The 21042-nt window shown below is 70.8% G+C and carries 13 protein-coding genes, 1 tRNA gene, 1 rRNA gene and 1 pseudogene; 12 read left to right on the top strand and 4 right to left on the bottom strand.

The window, feature by feature from the left end:
• Both rrf and ACWCSV_RS22335 read left to right on the top strand, forming a co-directional pair.
• Positions 1-68: ribosomal RNA gene (gene rrf, locus ACWCSV_RS22330) — 5S ribosomal RNA — on the top strand; the annotation flags it as partial.
• A gap of 369 nt (positions 69-437) precedes the next feature.
• Positions 438-510 (top strand) — tRNA-Thr (locus ACWCSV_RS22335).
• Between the two features lie 115 nt (positions 511-625).
• Here ACWCSV_RS22335 and ACWCSV_RS22340 read toward each other — a convergent pair.
• A complete protein-coding gene (locus tag ACWCSV_RS22340) occupies positions 626-3250 on the bottom strand; it encodes a SpoIIE family protein phosphatase (protein WP_451144817.1) in 2625 nt (874 codons plus the stop codon).
• 488 nt (positions 3251-3738) lie between these two features.
• Between ACWCSV_RS22340 and ACWCSV_RS22345 the strand changes: the two genes are divergently transcribed.
• From ACWCSV_RS22345 to ACWCSV_RS22385, 9 genes and pseudogenes are all read left to right on the top strand, one after another.
• Complete coding sequence (locus ACWCSV_RS22345; RefSeq protein WP_451144819.1) at positions 3739-9165, top strand: HAMP domain-containing protein; 5427 nt, start codon at positions 3739-3741, stop codon at positions 9163-9165.
• Between the two features lie 376 nt (positions 9166-9541).
• Positions 9542-10216 carry a response regulator gene (locus ACWCSV_RS22350; protein ID WP_451144821.1) on the top strand — a complete coding sequence of 225 codons (675 nt, stop codon included), beginning with the start codon at positions 9542-9544 and terminating at the stop codon, positions 10214-10216.
• Positions 10217-10413: 197 nt separating this feature from the next.
• Positions 10414-13244, top strand: a pseudogene (locus tag ACWCSV_RS22355) (DNA translocase FtsK).
• Positions 13245-13491: 247 nt separating this feature from the next.
• On the top strand, positions 13492-14295 hold the full coding sequence (locus ACWCSV_RS22360; protein ID WP_451144823.1) for a RodZ domain-containing protein: 804 nt from the start codon (positions 13492-13494) through the stop codon (positions 14293-14295).
• Positions 14296-14493: 198 nt separating this feature from the next.
• Positions 14494-15975 carry a 30S ribosomal protein S12 methylthiotransferase RimO gene (gene rimO / locus ACWCSV_RS22365; RefSeq protein WP_450777848.1) on the top strand — a complete coding sequence of 494 codons (1482 nt, stop codon included), beginning with the start codon at positions 14494-14496 and terminating at the stop codon, positions 15973-15975.
• Positions 15972-16871 carry a CDP-diacylglycerol--glycerol-3-phosphate 3-phosphatidyltransferase gene (gene pgsA, locus ACWCSV_RS22370; RefSeq protein WP_451144825.1) on the top strand — a complete coding sequence of 300 codons (900 nt, stop codon included), beginning with the start codon at positions 15972-15974 and terminating at the stop codon, positions 16869-16871. The genes rimO and pgsA overlap by 4 nt, the downstream gene beginning before the upstream one ends.
• Complete coding sequence (locus tag ACWCSV_RS22375) at positions 16868-17377, top strand: CinA family protein (protein WP_451144827.1); 510 nt, start codon at positions 16868-16870, stop codon at positions 17375-17377. Before pgsA ends, ACWCSV_RS22375 begins: the two co-directional genes overlap by 4 nt.
• A 109-nt stretch (positions 17378-17486) precedes the next feature.
• A complete protein-coding gene (locus ACWCSV_RS22380; RefSeq protein WP_451144829.1) occupies positions 17487-17870 on the top strand; it encodes a helix-turn-helix domain-containing protein in 384 nt (127 codons plus the stop codon).
• A 339-nt stretch (positions 17871-18209) separates the two neighbouring features.
• Entirely contained in the window at positions 18210-18680 is a 471-nt protein-coding gene (locus tag ACWCSV_RS22385) for a Dps family protein (protein WP_451144831.1), read from the top strand.
• Between the two features lie 239 nt (positions 18681-18919).
• Here the strand turns inward: ACWCSV_RS22385 and ACWCSV_RS22390 are convergent, their stop codons facing one another.
• Complete coding sequence (locus tag ACWCSV_RS22390) at positions 18920-19171, bottom strand: GNAT family N-acetyltransferase (RefSeq protein ID WP_451144985.1); 252 nt, start codon at positions 19169-19171, stop codon at positions 18920-18922.
• Positions 19063-19515 carry a hypothetical protein gene (locus ACWCSV_RS22395; protein ID WP_451144833.1) on the bottom strand — a complete coding sequence of 151 codons (453 nt, stop codon included), beginning with the start codon at positions 19513-19515 and terminating at the stop codon, positions 19063-19065. The genes ACWCSV_RS22390 and ACWCSV_RS22395 overlap by 109 nt, the downstream gene beginning before the upstream one ends.
• 251 nt (positions 19516-19766) lie before the next feature.
• Between ACWCSV_RS22395 and ACWCSV_RS22400 the strand changes: the two genes are divergently transcribed.
• Entirely contained in the window at positions 19767-20072 is a 306-nt protein-coding gene (locus ACWCSV_RS22400) for a hypothetical protein (RefSeq protein WP_451144987.1), read from the top strand.
• Between the two features lie 101 nt (positions 20073-20173).
• On the opposite strand, the gene ACWCSV_RS22405 is transcribed toward ACWCSV_RS22400, so the two are convergent.
• Positions 20174-20977 carry an Fpg/Nei family DNA glycosylase gene (locus tag ACWCSV_RS22405; protein WP_451144835.1) on the bottom strand — a complete coding sequence of 268 codons (804 nt, stop codon included), beginning with the start codon at positions 20975-20977 and terminating at the stop codon, positions 20174-20176.
• Positions 20978-21042: the final 65 nt, after the last annotated feature.

Raw genomic sequence — 21042 nt, forward strand, 5'->3', positions numbered from 1 at the left:
AAGCTAAGCCTTTCAGCGCCGATGGTACTGCAGGGGGGACCCTGTGGGAGAGTAGGACGCCGCCGAACAATTTTTCCGGGAGACCCCCGTGCCTTTGGGCACGGGGGTTTTCTGCGTTTACCGGTCGGCGCGATCACGTTCGCCGCGGGTCGGCGGGCGGAGCGGGCGGTAGAGGCAGCTGGACGGATGCGCAGGCAGGCGGGTCGGCCGTTGCGCCGGCGGAGCAGGCCTGTCCGCCCGGTCCATCGGGGCCGGCGGTTCGCGGGGCCCGTCGGGCGGCCCGAGGTGGGCTGCGGAGTGGTTGCTTCCCGGCGAACACGCGAGAAACCGGCGGTCCGTGACGGGTTCTCAGAACTGTTCGAGTTCCGCGTGGCAGGTGGTTCAGGAGACCCCGGAACTGGGGTATGCTTATCTCGTTGCACAGCAGAGCGCAGCAAGCCCCAATAGCTCAGTCGGTAGAGCGTCTCCATGGTAAGGAGAAGGTCTGCGGTTCGATTCCGCATTGGGGCTCAGTAAAAAGAAGGCCCCCACCATTCGGTGGGGGCCTTCTTGCTTTCCTGACCTTCTGCGCGTCCTCCCGGTCCTTCCCGGGCCGTCTCTCGGCGGCCCGGGAACGGGTTCCGGATCAGACGGTCTGCGGCTCCGGTACGCGCATGGCGAGGATGGCCATGTCGTCCGAGGCCGGCTCGGCGGCGAACCGCTCCACGGCACGCAGGACCCGCGCGGCCACCGCACCGGCCGTCAGACCCGTGCAGTTGGCCAGGACCTCCGCCAGTCCGTCGTCCCCGAGCATGCGGGTCCCCTCACGGCGTTCGGTGATGCCGTCCGTGACACAGAGGAGGACGTCGCCCGGGGCGAGCGTGACCTCCTCCTCGTACAGCTCCAGATCCTCGATGACGCCGAGCAGTGGCTGAGGCTCGGCGGCTGCCTGCACGGAGCCGTCCTGACGGAGGCGGAGCGGCAGGGGGTGGCCGGCGCACACGACCTTGAGGAGGGCGCTGCCGTCCTCCTGCGGGTGCAGCTCGCCGTAGAGGAGCGTGAGGAAGCGGCTGCGGGAACCCTCGTCGAGGATGGCCGCGTTGAGCCGCTCCAGCACCGCGGGGCCGCCGAAGCCCTCGCGGGCCAGCAGGCGGAGAGCGTGCCGTGCGAGGCCCGTGACGGCAGCGGCCTCGGGGCCGGTACCGCACACGTCGCCGATGGCGAAGCCGTAGACGCCGTCCCGGATCGGGAAGACGTCGTAGAAGTCGCCGCCGACCTCGTTGCCCTCGCCTGCCGCGCGGTAGATGACCTCGATCTCGACATTCGGCACCACCGGCTGGCTCGGGGGCAGCAGACTGCGCTGGAGAGCCTGGCTGATGGCCGTGCGCTCGGAGTAGAGGCGGGCGTTGTCCAGCGCGAGGGCGGCCCGGCGGGACAGGTCCTCGGCGAGCTCGAGGATCTCCTGGCGGAAGTGGTCGTCCGACGGTTTGCCCAGCGTGAGCATGCCGATGACACGGTTACGGGCGACGAGGGGGAGTACGACCGTCTCCCCGCCCACCGCGGCGGCGGTGGCGAGGGTGGTGCGGGTGGAGTTCGCCATGCTCATCGGTGCGTCGCTGCTCAGGCTCCGCATCGACGTGCGCAGCGCGGCCTCGTGGGCGGCCTTGGTCGGGGCGCCCCACACTCGGGCACCCGGGGAGGGCACCGGCTCGGGCGGATCGATGCGGGAGAGCAGGGCCTTGAGCCCGTCGATCAGATCCTCGTCCTCGTGCAGGACGTAGGAGAGGAACGGTTCCGAGGCGGGGTCGGCGATGGTGTAGACGGCGCACCAGGTGGCGAGCGTCGGGACGGTCATCTGGGCCATGAGCGCCAGGGTCTGATCCCGGTCGAGCGTCCCCGCCAGCAGGTCGGACGCCTCGACGAGGAAGGAGAGGGAGCCTCTGCGGAGCCGTTCCAGCTCGCCCAGGCGGGCCGACTCGACGGCGAGCGCGATGCGGTCGGCGGCGAACTGGAGGCGCAGGGCCTCCTCGTTGGTGTACCGGCCCGCGGCCTCGGCCGCGACGCCCAGCGATCCGGTGAGCCGGCCCTCCACCTTCAGCGGGACCGTCACCACCGAGCGCATCCCCGTGCCGCCCAGCAGCGGAACGGCACCTTCCACGGCCATCAGGTCCTCGTGGACGGCCGGCATCCGGGCGGAGCCGTAGCGGCTCGCGCCCGCCTCGACGGGGACCCGGGCGAAGCGCTGGCGGGCGGACGGCAGGCCGGTGGTGGCACGGACCTCGAGTTCGGTCTCGTCGTCCGTGGCCAGCAGCAGGAAGGCGGCGTCGGCATCGAGCATGTCCCGCGCCCGCTCGACGGTGCGCTGGAGCAGACCGTCCAGGTCGTCGGGGGCGGGGGAGCCGATGAACACCTCGAAGGGGTCGGCCGATCGGCTCTCGCCCGAATCGGTGACCGGGGCCCGCACCGGGCTCTGCAGCACCGCGCGCTCGTCGTCACGGACCATCAGGCAGACCGTCGACGGAGCGCCCCCGGTGTCCCGGACCCGTAGGTGCGAGGCGTAGACGGGGACGACCCGGCCGTCCGCGCAGCGGAAGCCGTAACTGCCTTCCCAGCGCGAGAGCTGGAGGGCAGCGGCGATGCCGGTGCTGGTGCCGGGGGTCTGCGGCCAGGCGGCGAACTCGGTGAGCTGCTTGCCGACGACCTGCTCGGGGGCGTACCCGAAGAGGAACGAGGCGTCCTCGTTCCAGGAGGCCACGGCGCCGGACATGTCGATCTGCACGACGGCGACCCGGATGCGCCGGTCGGCGACCGGCAGGCTCTCGACGGGGAGCAGCGGACCGGCGGAGCGGATGCCCACCGGCCGGTCGGGCAGGTCCAGCTGGAACCAGACGTGTTTGCGGGTCGGGGTGTACTCCACGCCCCAGCGGGACGCCAGTGCGGCGCAGAGCAGAAGGCCCCGGCCGCTCTCCCGGTCGGGGCTGCCGAAGTCGACCGCCGTGCTCTGGAGCGGGACTTCGCGCTCCGGATAGTGGTCGGCGACCTCGACGCGTACGCCGTCCTCCGCGCGCAGGCAGAGGACGTCCGCGGCGGTACCCGCGTGCACGACGGCGTTGGTCACCAGTTCACTGGTGAGCACGACGGCGTCGTCGATGACGTCGGTGTAGCCCCATCCCTGGAGCGTGTCCCGGACGAAGGCGCGGGCTGTCGCTACCGAGCGACCGGCCGGCTCGAAGGTGGCGGCCGCCCGCGCGGTGATCACTGCACTCCCCATATGGTGTCGCGTCGCTTCCCCGAGTCCAGTGCCCGTATCTCGCAGCTTCGATTCGCCCGACAGCTGTCCCGTGGTCCCTGGCGGATGCGCGACGAACCACCGGACGGCCCTCAGCCAGGCTAGACGCTCGCCGGGGCCGCCGGGTACACGAGGCCGGACTTCACCCCGGACGAGCGGAATGGGCGTACGCGGGCGTACGAGGGTGGTTCCGCGGGGAGTGCCGCCCCGTGCGACGGAGGTGTGGAGCGGGTGCCGGCGGGGGTGACGCATCCCATCGGTGCCCGCGGTCCGGGTCCGGCCTGGTACGTTTCAAGGATTTGACGTTTCCATGGGCACCCGTCGACGGTGTGCTGTGGCGGTGAGGTACCTCGGAACTGGGAAAGCTCCCAGAATCACCCGAGCGAAACGGTCAACCCTGCGGGAGGGACACGGTGGAGTCTGACGTGGCGGCGCGGGGTTCAAGCACGCGTACAAGAGGCGGACAGCCCGTGAAAAAACAGCGTCAAGGAACCGTCGAGGTGGACGCGGCGGCTCTCAACAGACTGCTCTCCGCCCTCCTCGCCATGCGCGACGGCAACTTCCGCAGGCGGCTCACCGTCTCCGGGGACGGACCGCTGACGGAGATCGCGGCCGTCTTCAACGAGGTGGCCGACCGCAACCTCCATCTCACGGGTGAACTCGCCCGTGTCCGGCGGGTGGTCGGCCGCGAGGGGAAGCTCACCGAGCGGCTGGAGACGGGAGCCTGCGAAGGCTCCTGGGCCGCCGCCATCGACGCGTCCAACGAGCTGGTCGACGACCTCGCGCGGCCCGTGTCCGAGGTCGGCCGGGTGCTGTCCGCAGTGGCCGACGGTGACCTCGACCAGCGGATGGAGCTGCGCTCCCACACCGCGGACGAGACGGTACGGCCGCTGCGCGGCGAGTTCCTGAAGGTCGCCCGTACGGTCAACAACCTCGTCGACCAGCTGTCGGCGTTCACCGAGCAGGTGACGCGGGTCGCGGTCGAGGTCGGTACCGAGGGCAAGCTGGGCGGCCAGGCGCAGGTGCGCGGCATGTCCGGTTCCTGGAAGGACCTCACGGACTCCGTCAACACGATGGCGTACCGGCTCACCGCGCAGGTGCGGGACATCGCGCTGGTGACGACGGCGGTGGCCAAGGGCGACCTGTCGCGCAAGGTCACGGTCCACGTGGCCGGGGAGATGCTCCAGCTGAAGAACACCGTCAACACGATGGTGGACCAGCTCTCCTCGTTCTCCTCCGAGGTCACCCGGGTCGCCCGCGAGGTCGGTACCGAGGGCGAGCTCGGCGGGCAGGCCGCCGTGCCGGGCGTCGCCGGTGTGTGGAAGGACCTCACCGACTCCGTCAACACCATGGCGGGCAACCTCACCAACCAGGTGCGCGGTATCGCCGAGGTCACCACGGCGGTGGCCAACGGCGACCTGTCCCAGAAGGTCACCGTGAGCGCGCGCGGCGAGGTCGCGCAGCTCGCCGAGACGATCAACCAGATGACCGAGACGCTGCGCACCTTCGCGGACGAGGTGACCCGGGTCGCCAGCGAGGTCGGCGGCGAGGGCCTGCTCGGCGGCCAGGCGCAGGTGCCCGGTGCCGCGGGGACGTGGAAGGACCTGACCGACTCCGTCAACACCGTCTTCCGCAACCTGACCACCCAGGTGCGCGACATCGCCCAGGTGACGACGGCGGTGGCCAGCGGTGACATGTCGCAGAAGGTCACCGTCGACGTGGCCGGCGAGATGCTGGAGCTGAAGAACACCGTCAACACGATGGTGGACCAGCTCCAGTCCTTCGGTTCCGAGGTGACCCGGGTCGCGCGGGAGGTCGGCGTGGAGGGCCGGCTGGGCGGCCAGGCCGAGGTGCCCGGCGCCGCCGGCACCTGGAAGGACCTGACCGACTCCGTCAACACGGCGTTCCGCAACCTCACCGGACAGGTGCGGGACATCGCCCAGGTGACGACGGCCGTGGCCAACGGTGACCTCTCGCAGAAGGTCACGGTCAACGTGGCCGGCGAGATGCTGGAGCTGAAGAACACCGTCAACACGATGGTGGCGCAGCTGTCCTCCTTCGCCGACCAGGTGACCCGGATGGCCCGCGAGGTGGGCACGGAGGGCATGCTCGGCGGTCAGGCCCGCGTCGACGGCGTCTCCGGTACGTGGAAGGAACTCACCGACTCCGTCAACTTCATGGCGGGGAACCTCACCGACCAGGTCCGCCAGATCGCCCAGGTGACGACGGCGGTGGCGCGCGGTGACCTGTCGCAGAAGATCGACGTGGACGCGCGCGGCGAGATCCTGGAGCTGAAGAACACCATCAACACGATGGTCGACCAGCTCTCCGCCTTCGCGGAGCAGGTCACCCGGGTCGCCCGGGAGGTCGGTACGGACGGCCGGCTCGGCGGCCAGGCGCAGGTGCCCGGAGTGGCCGGCGTGTGGCGCGACCTGACCGACTCGGTGAACGGCATGGCCGGCAACCTCACCGCCCAGGTCCGCAACATCGCACAGGTCGCCACGGCGGTGGCGCGCGGTGACCTGTCGCAGAAGATCGACGTGGACGCGCGCGGCGAGATCCTGGAGCTGAAGAACACCCTCAACACGATGGTCGACCAGCTCTCGAACTTCGCCGAGCAGGTGACCCGGGTGGCCCGCGAGGTCGGTACGGAGGGCATCCTCGGCGGTCAGGCCGAGGTGCAGGGGGTCTCCGGTACGTGGAAGGACCTCACCCAGTCCGTGAACGGCATGGCCAACAACCTCACCCTCCAGGTGCGGAACATCGCCGAGGTCACGACCGCGGTGGCCAAGGGCGACCTGTCGAAGAAGATCACCGTCGACGCCAAGGGCGAGATCCTCGAACTCGTCACGACCGTGAACACCATGGTCGACCAGCTGATGAACTTCGCCGACGAGGTCGCCCGGGTGGCCCGCGAGGTGGGTACCGAGGGCATCCTCGGCGGACAGGCCCGGGTGCGCGGCGCGACGGGCATCTGGAAGGACCTCAGCGACAACGTCAACCTGATGGCCAACAACCTGACCAGCCAGGTGCGGAACATCTCCCGGGTCTCCTCGGCGGTCGCCAACGGCGACCTGACGAAGAAGGTCACCGTCGAGGCGCGGGGCGAGGTCGCCGAACTGGCCGACACCGTCAACACGATGGTGACGACGCTCTCCTCGTTCGCGGACGAGGTGACCCGGGTGGCCCGCGAGGTGGGCACCGAGGGCATCCTCGGCGGCCAGGCGCGGGTCCCGGGGGTGTCGGGGACCTGGAAGGACCTCACCGAGTCCGTGAACTCGATGGCCTCCAACCTCACCGGACAGGTGCGGCAGATCGCGACCGTCACCACCGCCATCGCCAAGGGTGATCTCACCAAGAAGATCGACATCGACGCGCAGGGCGAGATCCTGCAGCTCAAGGACACCATCAACACGATGGTCGACCAGCTGTCGTCCTTCGCCGACCAGGTGACCCGGGTCGCCCGCGAGGTGGGTACGGAAGGCCAGCTCGGCGGCCAGGCACGGGTGCGGGACGTCGACGGCACCTGGCGCGACCTCACCGAGTCGGTGAACGAGATGGCGGGCAACCTCACCCGGCAGGTGCGGGCCATCGCGGCCGTCGCCACCGCGGTGACGCGCGGCGATCTGAACCTCAAGATCGACGTGGACGCGGCCGGCGAGATCCAGGTGCTGCAGGACAACATCAACACGATGATCGCCAACCTGCGCGACACCACCCTCGCCAACAAGGAGCAGGACTGGCTGAAGGGCAACCTCGCCCGGATCTCCGGCCTGATGCAGGGCCGCCGCGATCTGGACGACGTCGCCTCGCTGATCATGAGCGAGCTCACCCCGGTGGTCTCGGCCCAGCACGGCGCCTTCTTCCTGGCGATGGGCGCGGGCGACAACGACGAGGTGGGTGCCGACAGCAGCGCGGAGGGGGCGTACGAGCTCCGGATGCGCGGCAGTTACGGATACTCCGCAGGCTCCATGCCGACCTCCTTCCGGCCCGGCGAGTCGCTCATCGGCGAGTCCGCCGCGGAGCGGAAGACCATCCAGCTGGACTCCGCGCCGCCCGGATACCTGAAGATCTCCTCCGGACTCGGCGAGGCGCCCCCGGCCCATGTGATCGTGCTGCCGGTGCTCTTCGAGGGCAAGGTGCTGGGGGTGATCGAACTGGCCTCCTTCCAGCCGTTCACCCAGATCCAGCGGGACTTCCTCAACCAGCTCGCCGAGATGATCGCGACGAGCGTCAACACCATCAGCGTCAACACCCGGACCGAGAAGCTGCTGGAGCAGTCGCAGGAGCTCACCGAGCAGCTCCGGGACCGCTCGGAGGAGCTGGAGAACCGGCAGAAGGCACTCCAGGCGTCCAACGCCGAACTGGAGGACAAGGCGGAGCTGCTGGCACGGCAGAACCGCGACATCGAGGTGAAGAACACCGAGATCGAGGAGGCGCGGCAGATCCTGGAGGAGCGCGCCGAACAGCTCGCCGTCTCGATGCGCTACAAGTCCGAGTTCCTGGCGAACATGTCGCACGAGCTGCGCACTCCGCTCAACTCCCTGCTGATCCTCGCCAAGTTGCTCGCCGACAACGCCGAGGGCAACCTCTCGCCCAAGCAGGTGGAGTTCGCCGAGACGATCCACGGGGCCGGTTCCGACCTGCTCCAGCTGATCAACGACATCCTCGACCTCTCCAAGGTCGAGGCGGGGAAGATGGACGTCAGCCCGACCCGTATCGCACTGGTCCAGCTGGTCGACTACGTGGAGGCGACCTTCCGGCCGCTCACCGCCGAGAAGGGGCTCGACTTCTCCGTACGTGTCTCGCCCGAACTGCCCGCCACCCTCCACACCGACGAGCAGCGACTGCTCCAGGTGCTGCGCAACCTGCTCTCCAACGCGGTGAAGTTCACCGACAGCGGGGCGGTGGAGCTGGTGATCCGGCCGGCCGGGCCCGACGTCCCGAACGCCATCAGGGAGAACCTGCTGGAGCAGGGCTCGCTGCGGGACACCGACGACCTGATCGCCTTCTCGGTCACCGACACCGGGATCGGGATCGCGTCCAGCAAGATGATGGTGATCTTCGAGGCGTTCAAGCAGGCGGATGGCACCACCAGCCGCAAGTACGGCGGGACGGGCCTCGGCCTCTCCATCAGCCGGGAGATCGCGCGGCTGCTGGGCGGAGAGATCCACGCGGCGAGCGAGCCCGGCCGCGGCTCCACCTTCACCCTCTACCTCCCGCTGCGCCGCGGTGAACTCCCCGCCCAGGGCTACCCGCAGGTGGGATCCGGCACCTACGAACCGCCGTCCGGCAGCGGGGAGTACACGCCCCCGGCCGACTCCGCGCCGCTGGGTGACCCGGCCAACTCGGCCGGGGTGTTCCGCCGCAGGCGCCAGGCGCTCGGCGATCAGCGCCGCCGTCCGGAACTGCCCGCACCCAACCGGCCCGGCGCCGGGGCGGGTTCGGAAGCGGAGAACGCCGCGCAGGAGGACTGGGTCCAGAGCGCGCAGACGCCGGAGGCCCGGAAGTCCTTCAGGTTCCGCGGCGAGAAGGTGCTGATCGTCGACGACGACATCCGCAACGTGTTCGCCCTCACCAGCGCCCTGGAACAGCACGGGCTCTCGGTGCTCTACGCGGAGAACGGGCGCGAGGGAATCGAGGTGCTGGAGCAGCACGACGACGTGGCGGTCGTACTGATGGACATCATGATGCCCGAGATGGACGGGTACGCGACGACGACCGCGATCCGGCGGATGCCCCAGTTCGCGGCTCTGCCGATCGTCGCGCTGACCGCGAAGGCCATGAAGGGCGACAAGGAGAAGGCGCTCGACTGCGGTGCCTCCGACTACGTCACCAAGCCGGTCGATCCCGACTACCTGCTCGGCGTCATGGAGCGGTGGATGCGCGGGGAATGACGCGGTTGCGGGGGTGGCGCCGGGCCTCTGCCGGCGTCGCCCCCGCCCAAGGCCTGGACGTGGGCCGGGTGCCGCCCCGGGCGAGGGCCCGGACACGGCTCTCGGGTGCCGCCGGCGGCGGAGGCCCGGCATGGCTCCGGTGCCGCCCGGGACGGCGGCTCCTGCGCCGGCAGTCCCGGGAGAGGTGTGGAGGCGCGTTCCGCCGGGAACCTTCTGAACTCCCGCTGCGTTCTTGTTGTGTGCACAGTGACATCGCGGTGACAGGGTGTGGCGGCGGTCGGGGTGCGGCTACGATGACCGGCACAAGACGGACGGCGACACAGAGCCGTCCCCTGGGGCGGCACCCGGTGCGACGCCGGGATGAGGAGGGCGGGCCATGATGCAGAAGGCCAAGATCCTCCTGGTCGATGACCGGCCGGAGAATCTGCTGGCGCTGGAGGCCATCCTCTCTGCGCTGGATCAGACGCTGGTGCGGGCATCGTCAGGGGAGGAAGCGCTCAAGGCGCTGCTCACGGACGACTTCGCGGTCATCCTGCTCGATGTCCAGATGCCGGGCATGGACGGCTTCGAGACGGCGGCGCACATCAAGCGCCGTGAGCGGACGCGGGACATCCCGATCATCTTCCTCACCGCGATCAACCACGGCCCGCACCACACCTTCCGGGGATACGCGGCCGGCGCCGTCGACTACATCTCGAAGCCGTTCGACCCCTGGGTGCTCCGCGCCAAGGTGTCGGTCTTCGTCGAGCTGTACATGAAGAACTGCAAGCTGCGCGAGCAGGCGGCCCTGCTGCGGGCCCAGCTCGACAGCGGGCGGTCGGGCGAGGACCGGGAGCCGGCCGGGTTGCTGGCGGAACTCTCCGCGCGCCTCGCCGCGGTGGAGGAGCAGGCCGAAGCGCTCTCCAAACAGTTGGACGACGAGTCCGCCGACGCGGCGGCCGTCGCCACGGCGGCGCATCTCGAACGCAAGCTGACGGGTCTGCGGCGCGCGCTCGACGCCCTGGAGCCCGGTACGAACGGTGCCACCGGCATCCTGCCGTCACCGAACTGACGAGCCGGCAGCGGCGGATCGGCGGCCGCGGGGGAACGGCCGGGGCGTGGGCCACGGAGCTGACGGCGTGCGGAACCGGCGCCGACGGTCCGCTCGTCGCTGCCCCGCGTACTGCCGTTCAATCCTCCCGCAAGGGTGAGGTGGAGTCAGTTTTACGCCTCCGCAAGGCGACACGGTCGGGTGAACCCGACGGGCACGTGTCCCGACGCGTCGACACCGGTAACCTCGGCCCATGGCCTCACGTACGTCCGGCAAGGGTTCCCAGAGCTCGGCGGGCACCGCCAAGAGTGCCGGCCGTACCCCGGGGCCGGTGAGAAGAGCCGCGCCCGCGAAGAAGGCGTCGGCCGGGAAGGCCGCGCCCCCGCGCCGGGCGCCCGCCAAGAACGCGCCCGTCAAAAGGGCGGCGGCCAGGCGGCCCGCGCCGAAGCCCGCCGCGTCCCCCACCAACGGGGTCGTCCGGCTGGTGCGTGCCGTCTGGCTCGGCATGGCGCACGGTGTGGGCGGCCTGTTCCGTTCGATAGGGCGTGGCGCCAAGGGACTCGACCCGGCCCACCGCAAGGACGGGCTGGCGCTGCTGCTGCTGGGACTGGCGCTGATCGTCGCTGCCGGTACCTGGTCGAATCTGCGCGGCCCCGTCGGCGACCTCGTCGAGATGCTGGTGACCGGGGCGTTCGGACGGCTCGACCTCCTCGTACCGATACTGCTGGGCGCGGTCGCCGTGCGGCTGATCCTCTATCCGGAGAAGCCCGAGGCCAACGGACGCATCGTCATCGGTCTCTCCGCGCTGGTCATCGGCATCCTCGGCCAGGTCCACATCGCCTGCGGCAGCCCCGGCCGCGGGGACGGCACGCAGGCCATACAGGACGCCGGCGGCCTGATCGGCTGGGGCGCCTCCACGCCCCTCGTCTTCGCCATGGGCGACGTCCTCGCCGTTCCGCTGCTGCTCCTGCTGACGGTGTTCGGCCTCCTCGTCGTCACGGCCACGCCCGTCAACGCGATCCCGCAGCGGCTCCGGCTGCTCGGGACGAAGCTCGGCCTCGTGGACTCGCCGGCCGCGCGCGAGGACGGCTACGAGGAGTACGACGACGAGCGTTACGACGACCAGTGGCGCGAGGCGCTTCCCGGCCGGACGCGCCGTGCCCCCGGCCGCCGCCCCGACGGGGTGTACGACCCGGACGACGCCGAGAACGAGGCGCTGGCCCAACGCCGCAGGCCCCGCCGGCAGACGGCGCAGCCCGGTACGAACCGGCCGATGGACGCCGTCGACGTCGCGGCGGCCGCCGCGGCCGCGCTGGACGGAGCGGTGCTCAACGGCGTCTCGCCCTCACCCGTCGTCGCGGACCTCACACAGGGGGTCCACGGCGACCGGGACCGCACCGGCACCCCCGTGCCCGGGGCGCGCGGAGCCCGGCCGGCCGGGGAGGCGGGCAAGGAGCGCACCGTACGCAGGCCCGCCGGTGCGCCGCCCGCCGGCGTACCGGACCTGACCAAGCCCGCGCCGGAGCAGACCCGACCGCTGCCCGCCCGGGCCGAGCAGCTCCAGCTCTCCGGCGACATCACCTACTCGCTGCCCTCCCTCGACCTGCTGGAACGCGGCGGCCCCGGCAAGACGCGGAGCGCGGCGAACGACGCGGTCGTCGCCTCGCTGACCAACGTCTTCACGGAGTTCAAGGTCGACGCTGCCGTCACCGGCTTCACCCGGGGCCCGACGGTCACCCGGTACGAGGTGGAGCTCGGCCCGGCGGTGAAGGTCGAGCGGATCACCGCGCTCACCAAGAACATCGCGTACGCCGTCGCCAGCCCCGACGTCCGGATCATCTCGCCGATCCCCGGCAAGTCGGCGGTCGGCATCGAGATCCCCAACTCCGACCGGGAGATGGTCAACCTCGGGGACGTGCTGCGGCTCGCGGACGCCGCAGAGGACGACCACCCGATGCTGGTGGCGCTCGGCAAGAACGTCGAGGGCGGCTACGAGATGGCCAACCTCGCGCAGATGCCGCACGTGCTGGTCGCGGGGGCGACCGGCTCCGGGAAGTCGTCCTGCATCAACTGCCTGATCACTTCGATCATGGTGCGGGCCACCCCGGACGACGTGCGCATGGTCCTCGTCGACCCCAAGCGGGTCGAGCTGACCGCGTACGAGGGCATCCCGCACCTGATCACGCCGATCATCACCAACCCGAAGAAGGCGGCCGAGGCGCTCCAGTGGGTGGTGCGGGAGATGGACCTGCGCTACGACGACCTCGCCGCGTACGGCTTCCGGCACATCGACGACTTCAACCACGCGGTGCGCGACGGCAAGGTGAAGGCGCCCGAGGGCAGCGAGCGGGAGCTGTCGCCGTACCCGTACCTGCTGGTGATCGTCGACGAGCTGGCGGACCTGATGATGGTCGCGCCGCGCGACGTGGAGGACTCGATCGTCCGCATCACCCAGCTCGCCCGGGCCGCCGGGATCCACCTGGTGCTCGCGACGCAGCGGCCCTCCGTCGACGTCGTCACCGGACTCATCAAGGCCAACGTGCCCTCCCGGCTGGCGTTCGCCACCTCCTCGCTCGCGGACAGCCGGGTCATCCTGGACCAGCCCGGCGCCGAGAAGCTCATCGGAAAGGGTGACGGACTGTTCCTGCCGATGGGGGCGAACAAGCCGACCCGTATGCAGGGCGCCTTCGTCACCGAGGAGGAGGTCGCCGCTGTCGTCCAGCACTGCAAGGACCAGATGACCCCCGTTTTCCGGGAGGACGTGGTGGTCGGGACGAAGCAGAAGAAGGAGATCGACGAGGACATCGGCGACGACCTCGACCTGCTCTGTCAGGCAGCGGAACTCGTCGTCTCGACGCAGTTCGGCTCGACCTCGATGCTCCAGCGCAAGTTGAGGGTCGGCTTCGCCAAGGCCGGAAGGCTCATGGACCTGATGGAGTCACGGAACATCGTCGGCCCCAGCGAGGGGTCGAAGGCCCGCGACGTGATGGTCAAGCCCGACGAGCTGGACGGGGTGTTGGCTCTCATCCGCGGGGAAACCGCTCCCTGAGGTCGCTGCCGGAGGTCACGGAAACATCGCGGAATCCTCTTGGCCCAAGGGCGGGGGCAACCGTTTCCTCCGGTCGCACGTCAAGTTCAAGTGGAGGGTGCGGCCGTGGCCGCTCCCGCGGTACGGCCCAAGGGGTTGTCCGACGGGCCCGATGGCGTACAAAGTCGTCGCGCCCGGTTGCCCCACCCTTTCGTACCCCCCCTAGACTGAACATCCAGCAGGTGGCTCACGCTCGAAAGGCGCCCCCGTGTCCATCGGCAACTCCCCCGAAGACGACCGGCCTTCGATCGGTCGTGCGCTTCAGCAGGCTCGTATCGCCGCAGGTCTGACGGTCGACGAAGTCAGCGGCTCCACCCGGGTGCGCATCCCCATCGTGCACGCGATCGAGAACGACGACTTCTCGCGCTGCGGCGGAGACGTCTACGCGCGCGGTCACATCCGTACCGTCGCCCGCGCCGTCGGCATCGATCCGGAACCGTTGGTTCAGCAGTACGACGCCGAGCACGGCGGCCGTCCTGTGCCCACGCCCGCGGCTCCGCTGTTCGAAGCGGAACGTATCCGATCCGAACCCCGGCGTCCCAACTGGACCGCGGCCATGGTCGCGGCCATCGTCGCCGTCGTCGGGTTCGTCGGCTTCACGCTCTTCCACGGTGAGGACGACGGAACCAGTACCGCACACGTGGCCGAGGGCTCCACGCCCGACAAGACGGCCGCGGCCAAACCGACCCCCACCAAGCCCGCCGACCCCAAGCCCGTGCCGTCGGAGAGTGCCATCGCGGCGGCTCCGCTGGACAAGGTGACGGTCAAGCTCAGCGCCACCGAGGGCAAGAGCTGGATCTCCGCCAAGGACCACAGCGGGCAGATCCTCTTCGACGGACTGCTCCTCCAGGGCCAGTCGAAGACGTTCCAGGACGAGGAGCGCGTCGACCTCGTTCTCGGTAACGCCGGATCCATCGACCTCTTCGTGAACGGCAAGAAGGTCCAGGACCAGTTCGAGCCCGGACAGGTCGAGCGGCTTTCCTACGCGAAGGGCGACCCCGAGGCGGGCTGAGAACGCCCCGTCTCCTCTGCGACCCTCCGCGCGAACCAGCGGACAACGACGAGCGCCCGGCCCACCGGCCGGGCGCTCGTCGCGTTCCGTGTGTGCCACCACCCGGCATTCGTCGCGTTTCCGGGCGGCGAAGTGACGTTGGGTAGCGGGGAACCCTGCGCGGCGGGACGCCCGCCGCGACAAAGTAGTCTTGATTCCATGCCCGAACGCCGTACCGTCGCCCTCGTCACTCTTGGCTGCGCCCGTAACGAGGTGGACTCGGAGGAGCTTGCAGGCCGCTTGGCAGCGGACGGCTGGGAGCTCGTCGAGGACGCCTCCGACGCCGATGTCGCCGTCGTCAACACCTGCGGCTTCGTCGAAGCCGCCAAGAAGGACTCCGTCGATGCCCTCCTCGAAGCCAACGATCTGAAGGATCACGGCAGGACCCAGGCTGTCGTCGCGGTCGGCTGCATGGCCGAGCGCTACGGCAAGGACCTCGCCGAGGCCCTGCCGGAGGCGGACGGAGTCCTCGGATTCGACGACTACGCCGACATCTCCGACCGGCTCCAGACCATCCTCAACGGTGGTATCCACGCCTCGCACACCCCGCGCGACCGGCGCAAGCTCCTCCCGATCAGCCCCGCCGAACGGCAGGACGCCGCGGTGGCCCTGCCCGGGCACGCACAGGAGATCGCTCCGGCCCCCGCCGACCTCCCGGAAGGCGTCGCTCCGGTCTCCGGGCCGCGCGCTCCGCTCCGCCGCCGCCTAGGCACCAGCCCCGTCGCCTCGGTGAAGCTGGCCTCCGGCTGCGACCGCCGGTGCTCCTTCTGCGCCATCCCGTCCTTCCGCGGCTCCTTCATCTCCCGCCGCCCCTCCGACGTGCTTGGCGAGACCCGCTGGCTGGCCGAGCAGGGAGTCAAGGAGGTCATGCTGGTCTCCGAGAACAACACCTCCTACGGCAAGGACCTCGGCGACATCCGCCTGCTGGAGACCCTGCTGCCCGAGCTCGCCGACGTCGACGGCATCGAGCGCATCCGGGTCAGCTACCTCCAGCCCGCCGAGATGCGCCCCGGACTCATCGACGTCCTGACCTCCACGCCGAAGGTCGCCCCGTACTTCGACCTGTCCTTCCAGCACTCGGCCCCCGGCGTGCTGCGCGCCATGCGCCGCTTCGGCGACACGGACCGCTTCCTTGAGCTCCTGGACACCATCCGCTCCAAGGCCCCGCAGGCCGGCGCCCGGTCCAACTTCATCGTCGGCTTCCCCGGCGAGACCGAGGCCGACCTCGCCGAGCTGGAGCGCTTCCTCACCGGAGCCCGGCTCGACGCCATCGGCGTCTTCGGGTACTCCGACGAGGAGGGCACCGAAGCGGTCGGCTACGAGAACAAGCTGGACGCCGACACCATCGCCGAGCGCCTCGCCCACATCTCCCAGCTCGCCGAGGAGCTCACCTCCCAGCGCGCCGAGGAGCGGGTCGGCGAGACCCTGCAGGTGCTCGTCGAGTCCGTGGAGTCCGAGGAGGACGGGCCGGTCGCCATCGGCCGCGCCGCCCACCAGGCACCCGAAACGGACGGCCAGGTGGTCTTCACCACACGCGAAGGCCTCGTCCCCGGCCTTATGGTCGAGGCGAAGGCAGTGGGCACCGAGGGAGTCGACCTGGTGGCCGAACCCCTCACAACACTCTCGGAGGCGGCCAGATGACGGGAGCCCCGGCATCCGCGACAGGCGGTTCCGGCGCGACGCCGGTCCGCGGCGGCAAGCTGGGCACCGCGGCCGTGAACCAGGCCAGCCTGTGGAACATCGCCAACATCCTCACCATGATCCGGCTGCTGCTCGTGCCCGGCTTCGTGATGCTGCTGCTGGCCGAAGGCGGGTACGACCCCGCCTGGCGGTCCTTCGCGTGGGCGGCCTTCGCCATCGCGATGATCACGGACCTGTTCGACGGGCACCTCGCGCGGACGTACAACCTGGTCACCGACTTCGGGAAGATCGCCGACCCCATCGCAGACAAGGCGATCATGGGGGCGGCGCTGATCTGCCTGTCGTGGCTGGGCGACCTGCCGTGGTGGATCACCGGGGTGATCCTCTTCCGTGAGCTGGGCATCACGCTCATGCGGTTCTGGGTGATCCGGCACGCGGTGATCCCGGCCAGCCGGGGCGGCAAGCTGAAGACGCTGGCCCAGGGAACGGCCGTCGGGATGTATGTCCTGGCGCTCACCGGGCCCCTGGCCACCTTCCGCTTCTGGGTGATGATGGTCGCCGTCGTGCTGACGGTCGTCACCGGACTCGATTACGTACGGCAGGCGGTCGTGGCGCGCCGCAAGGGGCTGGCCGCCGAGCGGGTCGCGGCGCTGGAGGCCGCGGTCCTGGCGCTGGACCCGGAGCACGCGGAGGCCGGCGCGGTCGCTCAGAGGGCGGCCTCCACCGCCCCCGCGGCCGCTCCGGCCGGTGCAGCCCCTTCGGTCGCTTCCGGTGCCGCCCCCGCTGTCGCTCCGGCCGCTGCCGCCGGGAGTGCGAGCGTCGACGCGGCGGCCGTGTCCGGCGGCGAGACACTCCCCGGAGCCGTCGTGGGCGACCCCGCCGAGGCCGAGAGGTGACCCTCGCGGCCCGGGTACTGCGGCAGCTCGCGGAGCGGGGGGAGACCCTCGCCGTGGCCGAGTCGCTGACCGGCGGCCTGGTCGCGGCCGAACTCACTTCCGTACCGGGCGCGTCGCGCTCCTTCCGCGGGTCCGTGACGGCCTACGCGACCCCCCTCAAGCACGAGCTGCTGGGGGTCGACCGGGCGCTCCTCGCGGAGCGCGGGGCGGTGGACGCCGAGGTTGCGCGGGGGATGGCCGCCGGCGTGCGCCGGGCGCTCGGTGCCGACTGGGGGATCTCGACGACGGGGGTCGCCGGCCCCGAACCGCAGGACGGTCAGCCCGTGGGCACCGTCTTCGTGGCGGTTGCGGGACCCGGTGGGCTCGGTAAAGTCTCCGCACTGCGGTTGAACGGCGAGCGGACGGACATCCGTAGAGAGAGCGTGCTCGGGGTGCTTGAGCTGCTCTCCGGCGAACTCGCAGAAAATGCGGGGGGACAGGATACGGAACAGAACGGGGGGAATTGATGTTTGCAGCCCTGAGAGAACACGACATCGCTCCCCGCACGGCCGCAGCGCTACGCGGTACGGTGGGGCGTGAAGGATGCGGCTACGCGGTCCGAGGAGGGAGCCACCGATGATTCTGCTCCGTCGCCTGCTGGGTGACGTGCTGCGTCGGCAGCGCCAGCGCCAAGGCCGTACTCTGCGCGAAGTCTCCTCGTCCGCCCGGGTCTCGCTCGGCTATCTCTCCGAGGTGGAGCGGGGGCAGAAGGAGGCATCTTCCGAGCTGCTCTCCGCGATTTGCGACGCGCTTGACGTACGGATGTCCGAGCTCATGCGTGAAGTGAGCGATGAGCTGTCACTCGCCGAACTCGCCCAGTCGGCAGCAGCCAGTGATCCGGTCCATGTACCGGTGCGCCCCATGCTCAACTCCGTCTCCGTGGCATCGGTGGCGGGTGTACCGGCGGGACGGGTGACGATCAAGGCGCCCGCGGAAGCGGTGGATGTCGTCGCCGCCTGACCCGCACGGTCCGGTGTGACAGAACCCCGGCCGGCCCTTTCGAGGGCGGGCCGGGGTTCTGTCGTGTGCGGGGGTGGATGCGCGCGGGGGTGAAGGGGTGAGCACGTGTGCGGTGCGACGGTGTCCCGTTGTGCGGCTGTGCGGGTGTTGGGGTGTGTGGGTGTGCGCGGCGGTTCGCGGGGCAGACGGAGAGCGAGGCTGCGGATGGTCGCTTTGTCAGCTTATGTGCCATCGTGGATGGCGTGCTGACAGCGGCTGCCGAACCAGCCGACGAGACCGTCGGCGCGACAGGACGGGGCTGAGGCGCCCGGTCCACCGCCGACAGAACGGAGAGAGTGCATGTCTGTCGTCAAGAGCCCGCTTTCCGATGCCGACCTCAAGACGGTGGGCGAGGCCCTGCAAGGCGCCCTGGTCGACCTGGTCGACCTCTCACTGGCCGCGAAGCAGGTCCACTGGAACGTCGTCGGCCCGCGCTTCCGCTCCGTGCACCTTCAGCTCGACGAGGTCGTGGACACCGCGCGCCAGCACTCCGACACGGTGGCCGAGCGTGCGTCCGCCATCGGGGTCAACCCGGACGGACGGTCCGCGACCATCGCCCGGACGACCGCCATCAACGTAGTGCCGGACGGCTGGATCAAGGACGTCGACGCGGTGAAGGTCCTGGTGGACGCGTTGGAGATCGTGATCGGCCGGATGCGGGAACGCATCGAGGCCACCGCCGACCCCGACCCGGTGAGCCAGGACACCCTGATCGCCGTGGCCGCCGACCTCGAGAAGCACGCCTGGATGTTCCAGGCGGAGAGCGCCTGAGCCGGTCGGGGGCGACCGGAACCCTTCCGGAACGCCTGACGGCTCCCCGACCCACCGAAGAGCAGTCCTTGAGAGAGCGGTCCTCGAGACCGCGGAACGAGAACAGCCCCGTCGCCGGGTGATCCGGTGACGGGGCTGTCCCGTGTGCGGGGCCGGGTGGCTGCGGGTCCGGTTGCGCGCGGCGTTCGTCCTCGCCGTCACGCCGGAGGAGCTCGCCGTCACCCCGGAGGAGCTCGCCGTCACCCCCGGAGGAAGGCGTGGCTGCGGCCGATCGCGGTGAACCCTCGGCAGACGTACCAGGCGCGCGGCCAGTCGGTCTCGTCCGCGACGAGGAAGAGCCGGGGGACACCGGCAGCGGCGGCCAGCGCCAGACCGGTGTCGATCAGGGTGCCCCCGTGGCCCCGGCCGCGGTGCGGCTCGGCGGTGACCAGGTCCTCCAGTTGGGCCAGCCCGGCGGCCCGGTCGAGACAGAGGTCGGCCCAGGCCGCGATCTCACCCTCCGGTGTCCGGGCGGCAGGAAGAGCACCTCCGCCGCCCCGCGCAGCCGGGCGGCGCGACGGTCGGTGAGCTGCCGCGCGAGTTTCCCGTCCCGGAACCAGAGCAGCTGCTGCCGGAGGACCGCGTCCCGCAGCCCGGCCAGTGCGACATGGGGCGCGGCGGGGTCCGGCAGCACGCAGCCGGCCGTCTCCCGTGCCAGCACCACATGGGTGTCCCGGTGGTAGCCGGCTGCCGCCAGCGCCGGGGTGGCCCGCTCGCCGAGCGCGTCGTCCAGCACGGAGATCCGGTACTGCTCACGCGGCCCGAGGCTCTGCGCGGCCTGTTCGGGCAGCGCCACCGGATCGGCGTCCGGTGCGTCGACGATCAGTTGGGCTTTTCGTACCGGCGGCGTCTCCCCGGGCGGGCCCGCTGGGTGTGGGACGGGCCCGGCTCTGGATGCAGAGCGGCCCGTCCCGGGGCAGACTGCCGGTCAGAGGCCCGACCGGCGGGCCGGTCCCGGTGTTCGGCGTTCGGTTCGTCCTGGGTCACGGCCGGGGTTGTCGGCCGGAGGAGGCCGCAGTGATACGGAGACGGGTGCGGCCGGTCCTGATGTCCGCGGGGCTCCTGATATGCGGCGGGCTGTGGTGGTGGGCCGTGTTGCGGCTCGTCCTCCTCCCGGGGCAGACCGGAACGCTGGAGGGCGCGGTGGTGGCGGGCGGCTGGGGGCTGAGCCTGCTGCCGGTCCACGTGGCGGGGGCGGGGACGAGCGGTGGGGCTCCTCGGTACGACGGCTTCATATCCGGCCGGCCGTTCCTCCGGTACGCGCGCCGATGGTGGAGGGGGAGGGGGAAGCGTGGCGTACGGAGCGAGGGGCGGCCGGGCATCGAGGGCCGCGGAAAGCGGCCCGGCCGGTGAGATCCGGTGGCGGACACCGGGGGTGAGGTTCCCGCGGGCGTGATTTCGGCGAGCCGGGGTTGACCGGTGGCATGGGCGGTGGTCCGGTCGGCGGGAGGCGGTCAGTACGGGGTGGGGCCCGACTGGCAGCGGGGACACCAGTACGTGGGACGGTCGTCCTGGTCCGCCTTGCGGACGGGGGTGCGGCAGCGGAGACAGGGGCGACCCGCGCGCCCGTAGACGTACACCGGTTCACGGGTGCGGCTGAGAGCTGCGATCCGGCCGGTGGTGGTGCGGGTCGAGCGGTCGCGGTTCGCGTCCAGCAGCCGTGCGGCGGCGCCCACCAGGCGGGGGAGGAGCGGCACGGGCAGCTCGCCCACCGGGAGCCAGGGGGTGACGCGCGCCAGGAAGCAGAGCTCGCACTTGTAGACGTTGCCGATCCCGGCCAGATTGCGCTGGTCGAGCAGCGCCTCGCCGAGAGGGCGGTCCGGGGCGGCGAGCAGGTTCTCCACCGCCCGGTTCGCGTCCCAGTCGGGCCCCAGCAGGTCCGGGCCCAGATGCCCGACCACCCGGTTCTCGTCGGCGGTGCGCAGGAGCTCCAGTACCGGGAGGCGGTAGCCGACCGCGGTGTGCTCGGTGTTGCCGAGGACGGCCCGGATCTCGTACGCCGGACCGCCGCGCCACCGCTCCCCGGGGGCGAAGATCCGCCAGGCGCCGTCCATCCGCAGATGGCTGTGGAGCGTGAGGCCGTCCTCCAGCCGGGTGAGGATGTGCTTGCCCCTCGGCGTCACGTCGAGGACGGTGCGTCCGGTCAGATCCGCGGTGGCGAACCGGGGCACCCGCAGATCGGCGTGGGTGAGCACTCTCCCGGCGAGAGCGGCGTGCAGATGCTTCGCCGTCCGCGCGACCGTGTCTCCTTCGGGCATGCCTCCATCATGCGGCAGCGGCGCCGCGTCGGTGCCGGGGCTCGGCCGCGTATCGGGGGCGGCAC

The organism is Streptomyces sp. NPDC001770, from assembly GCF_053596135.1.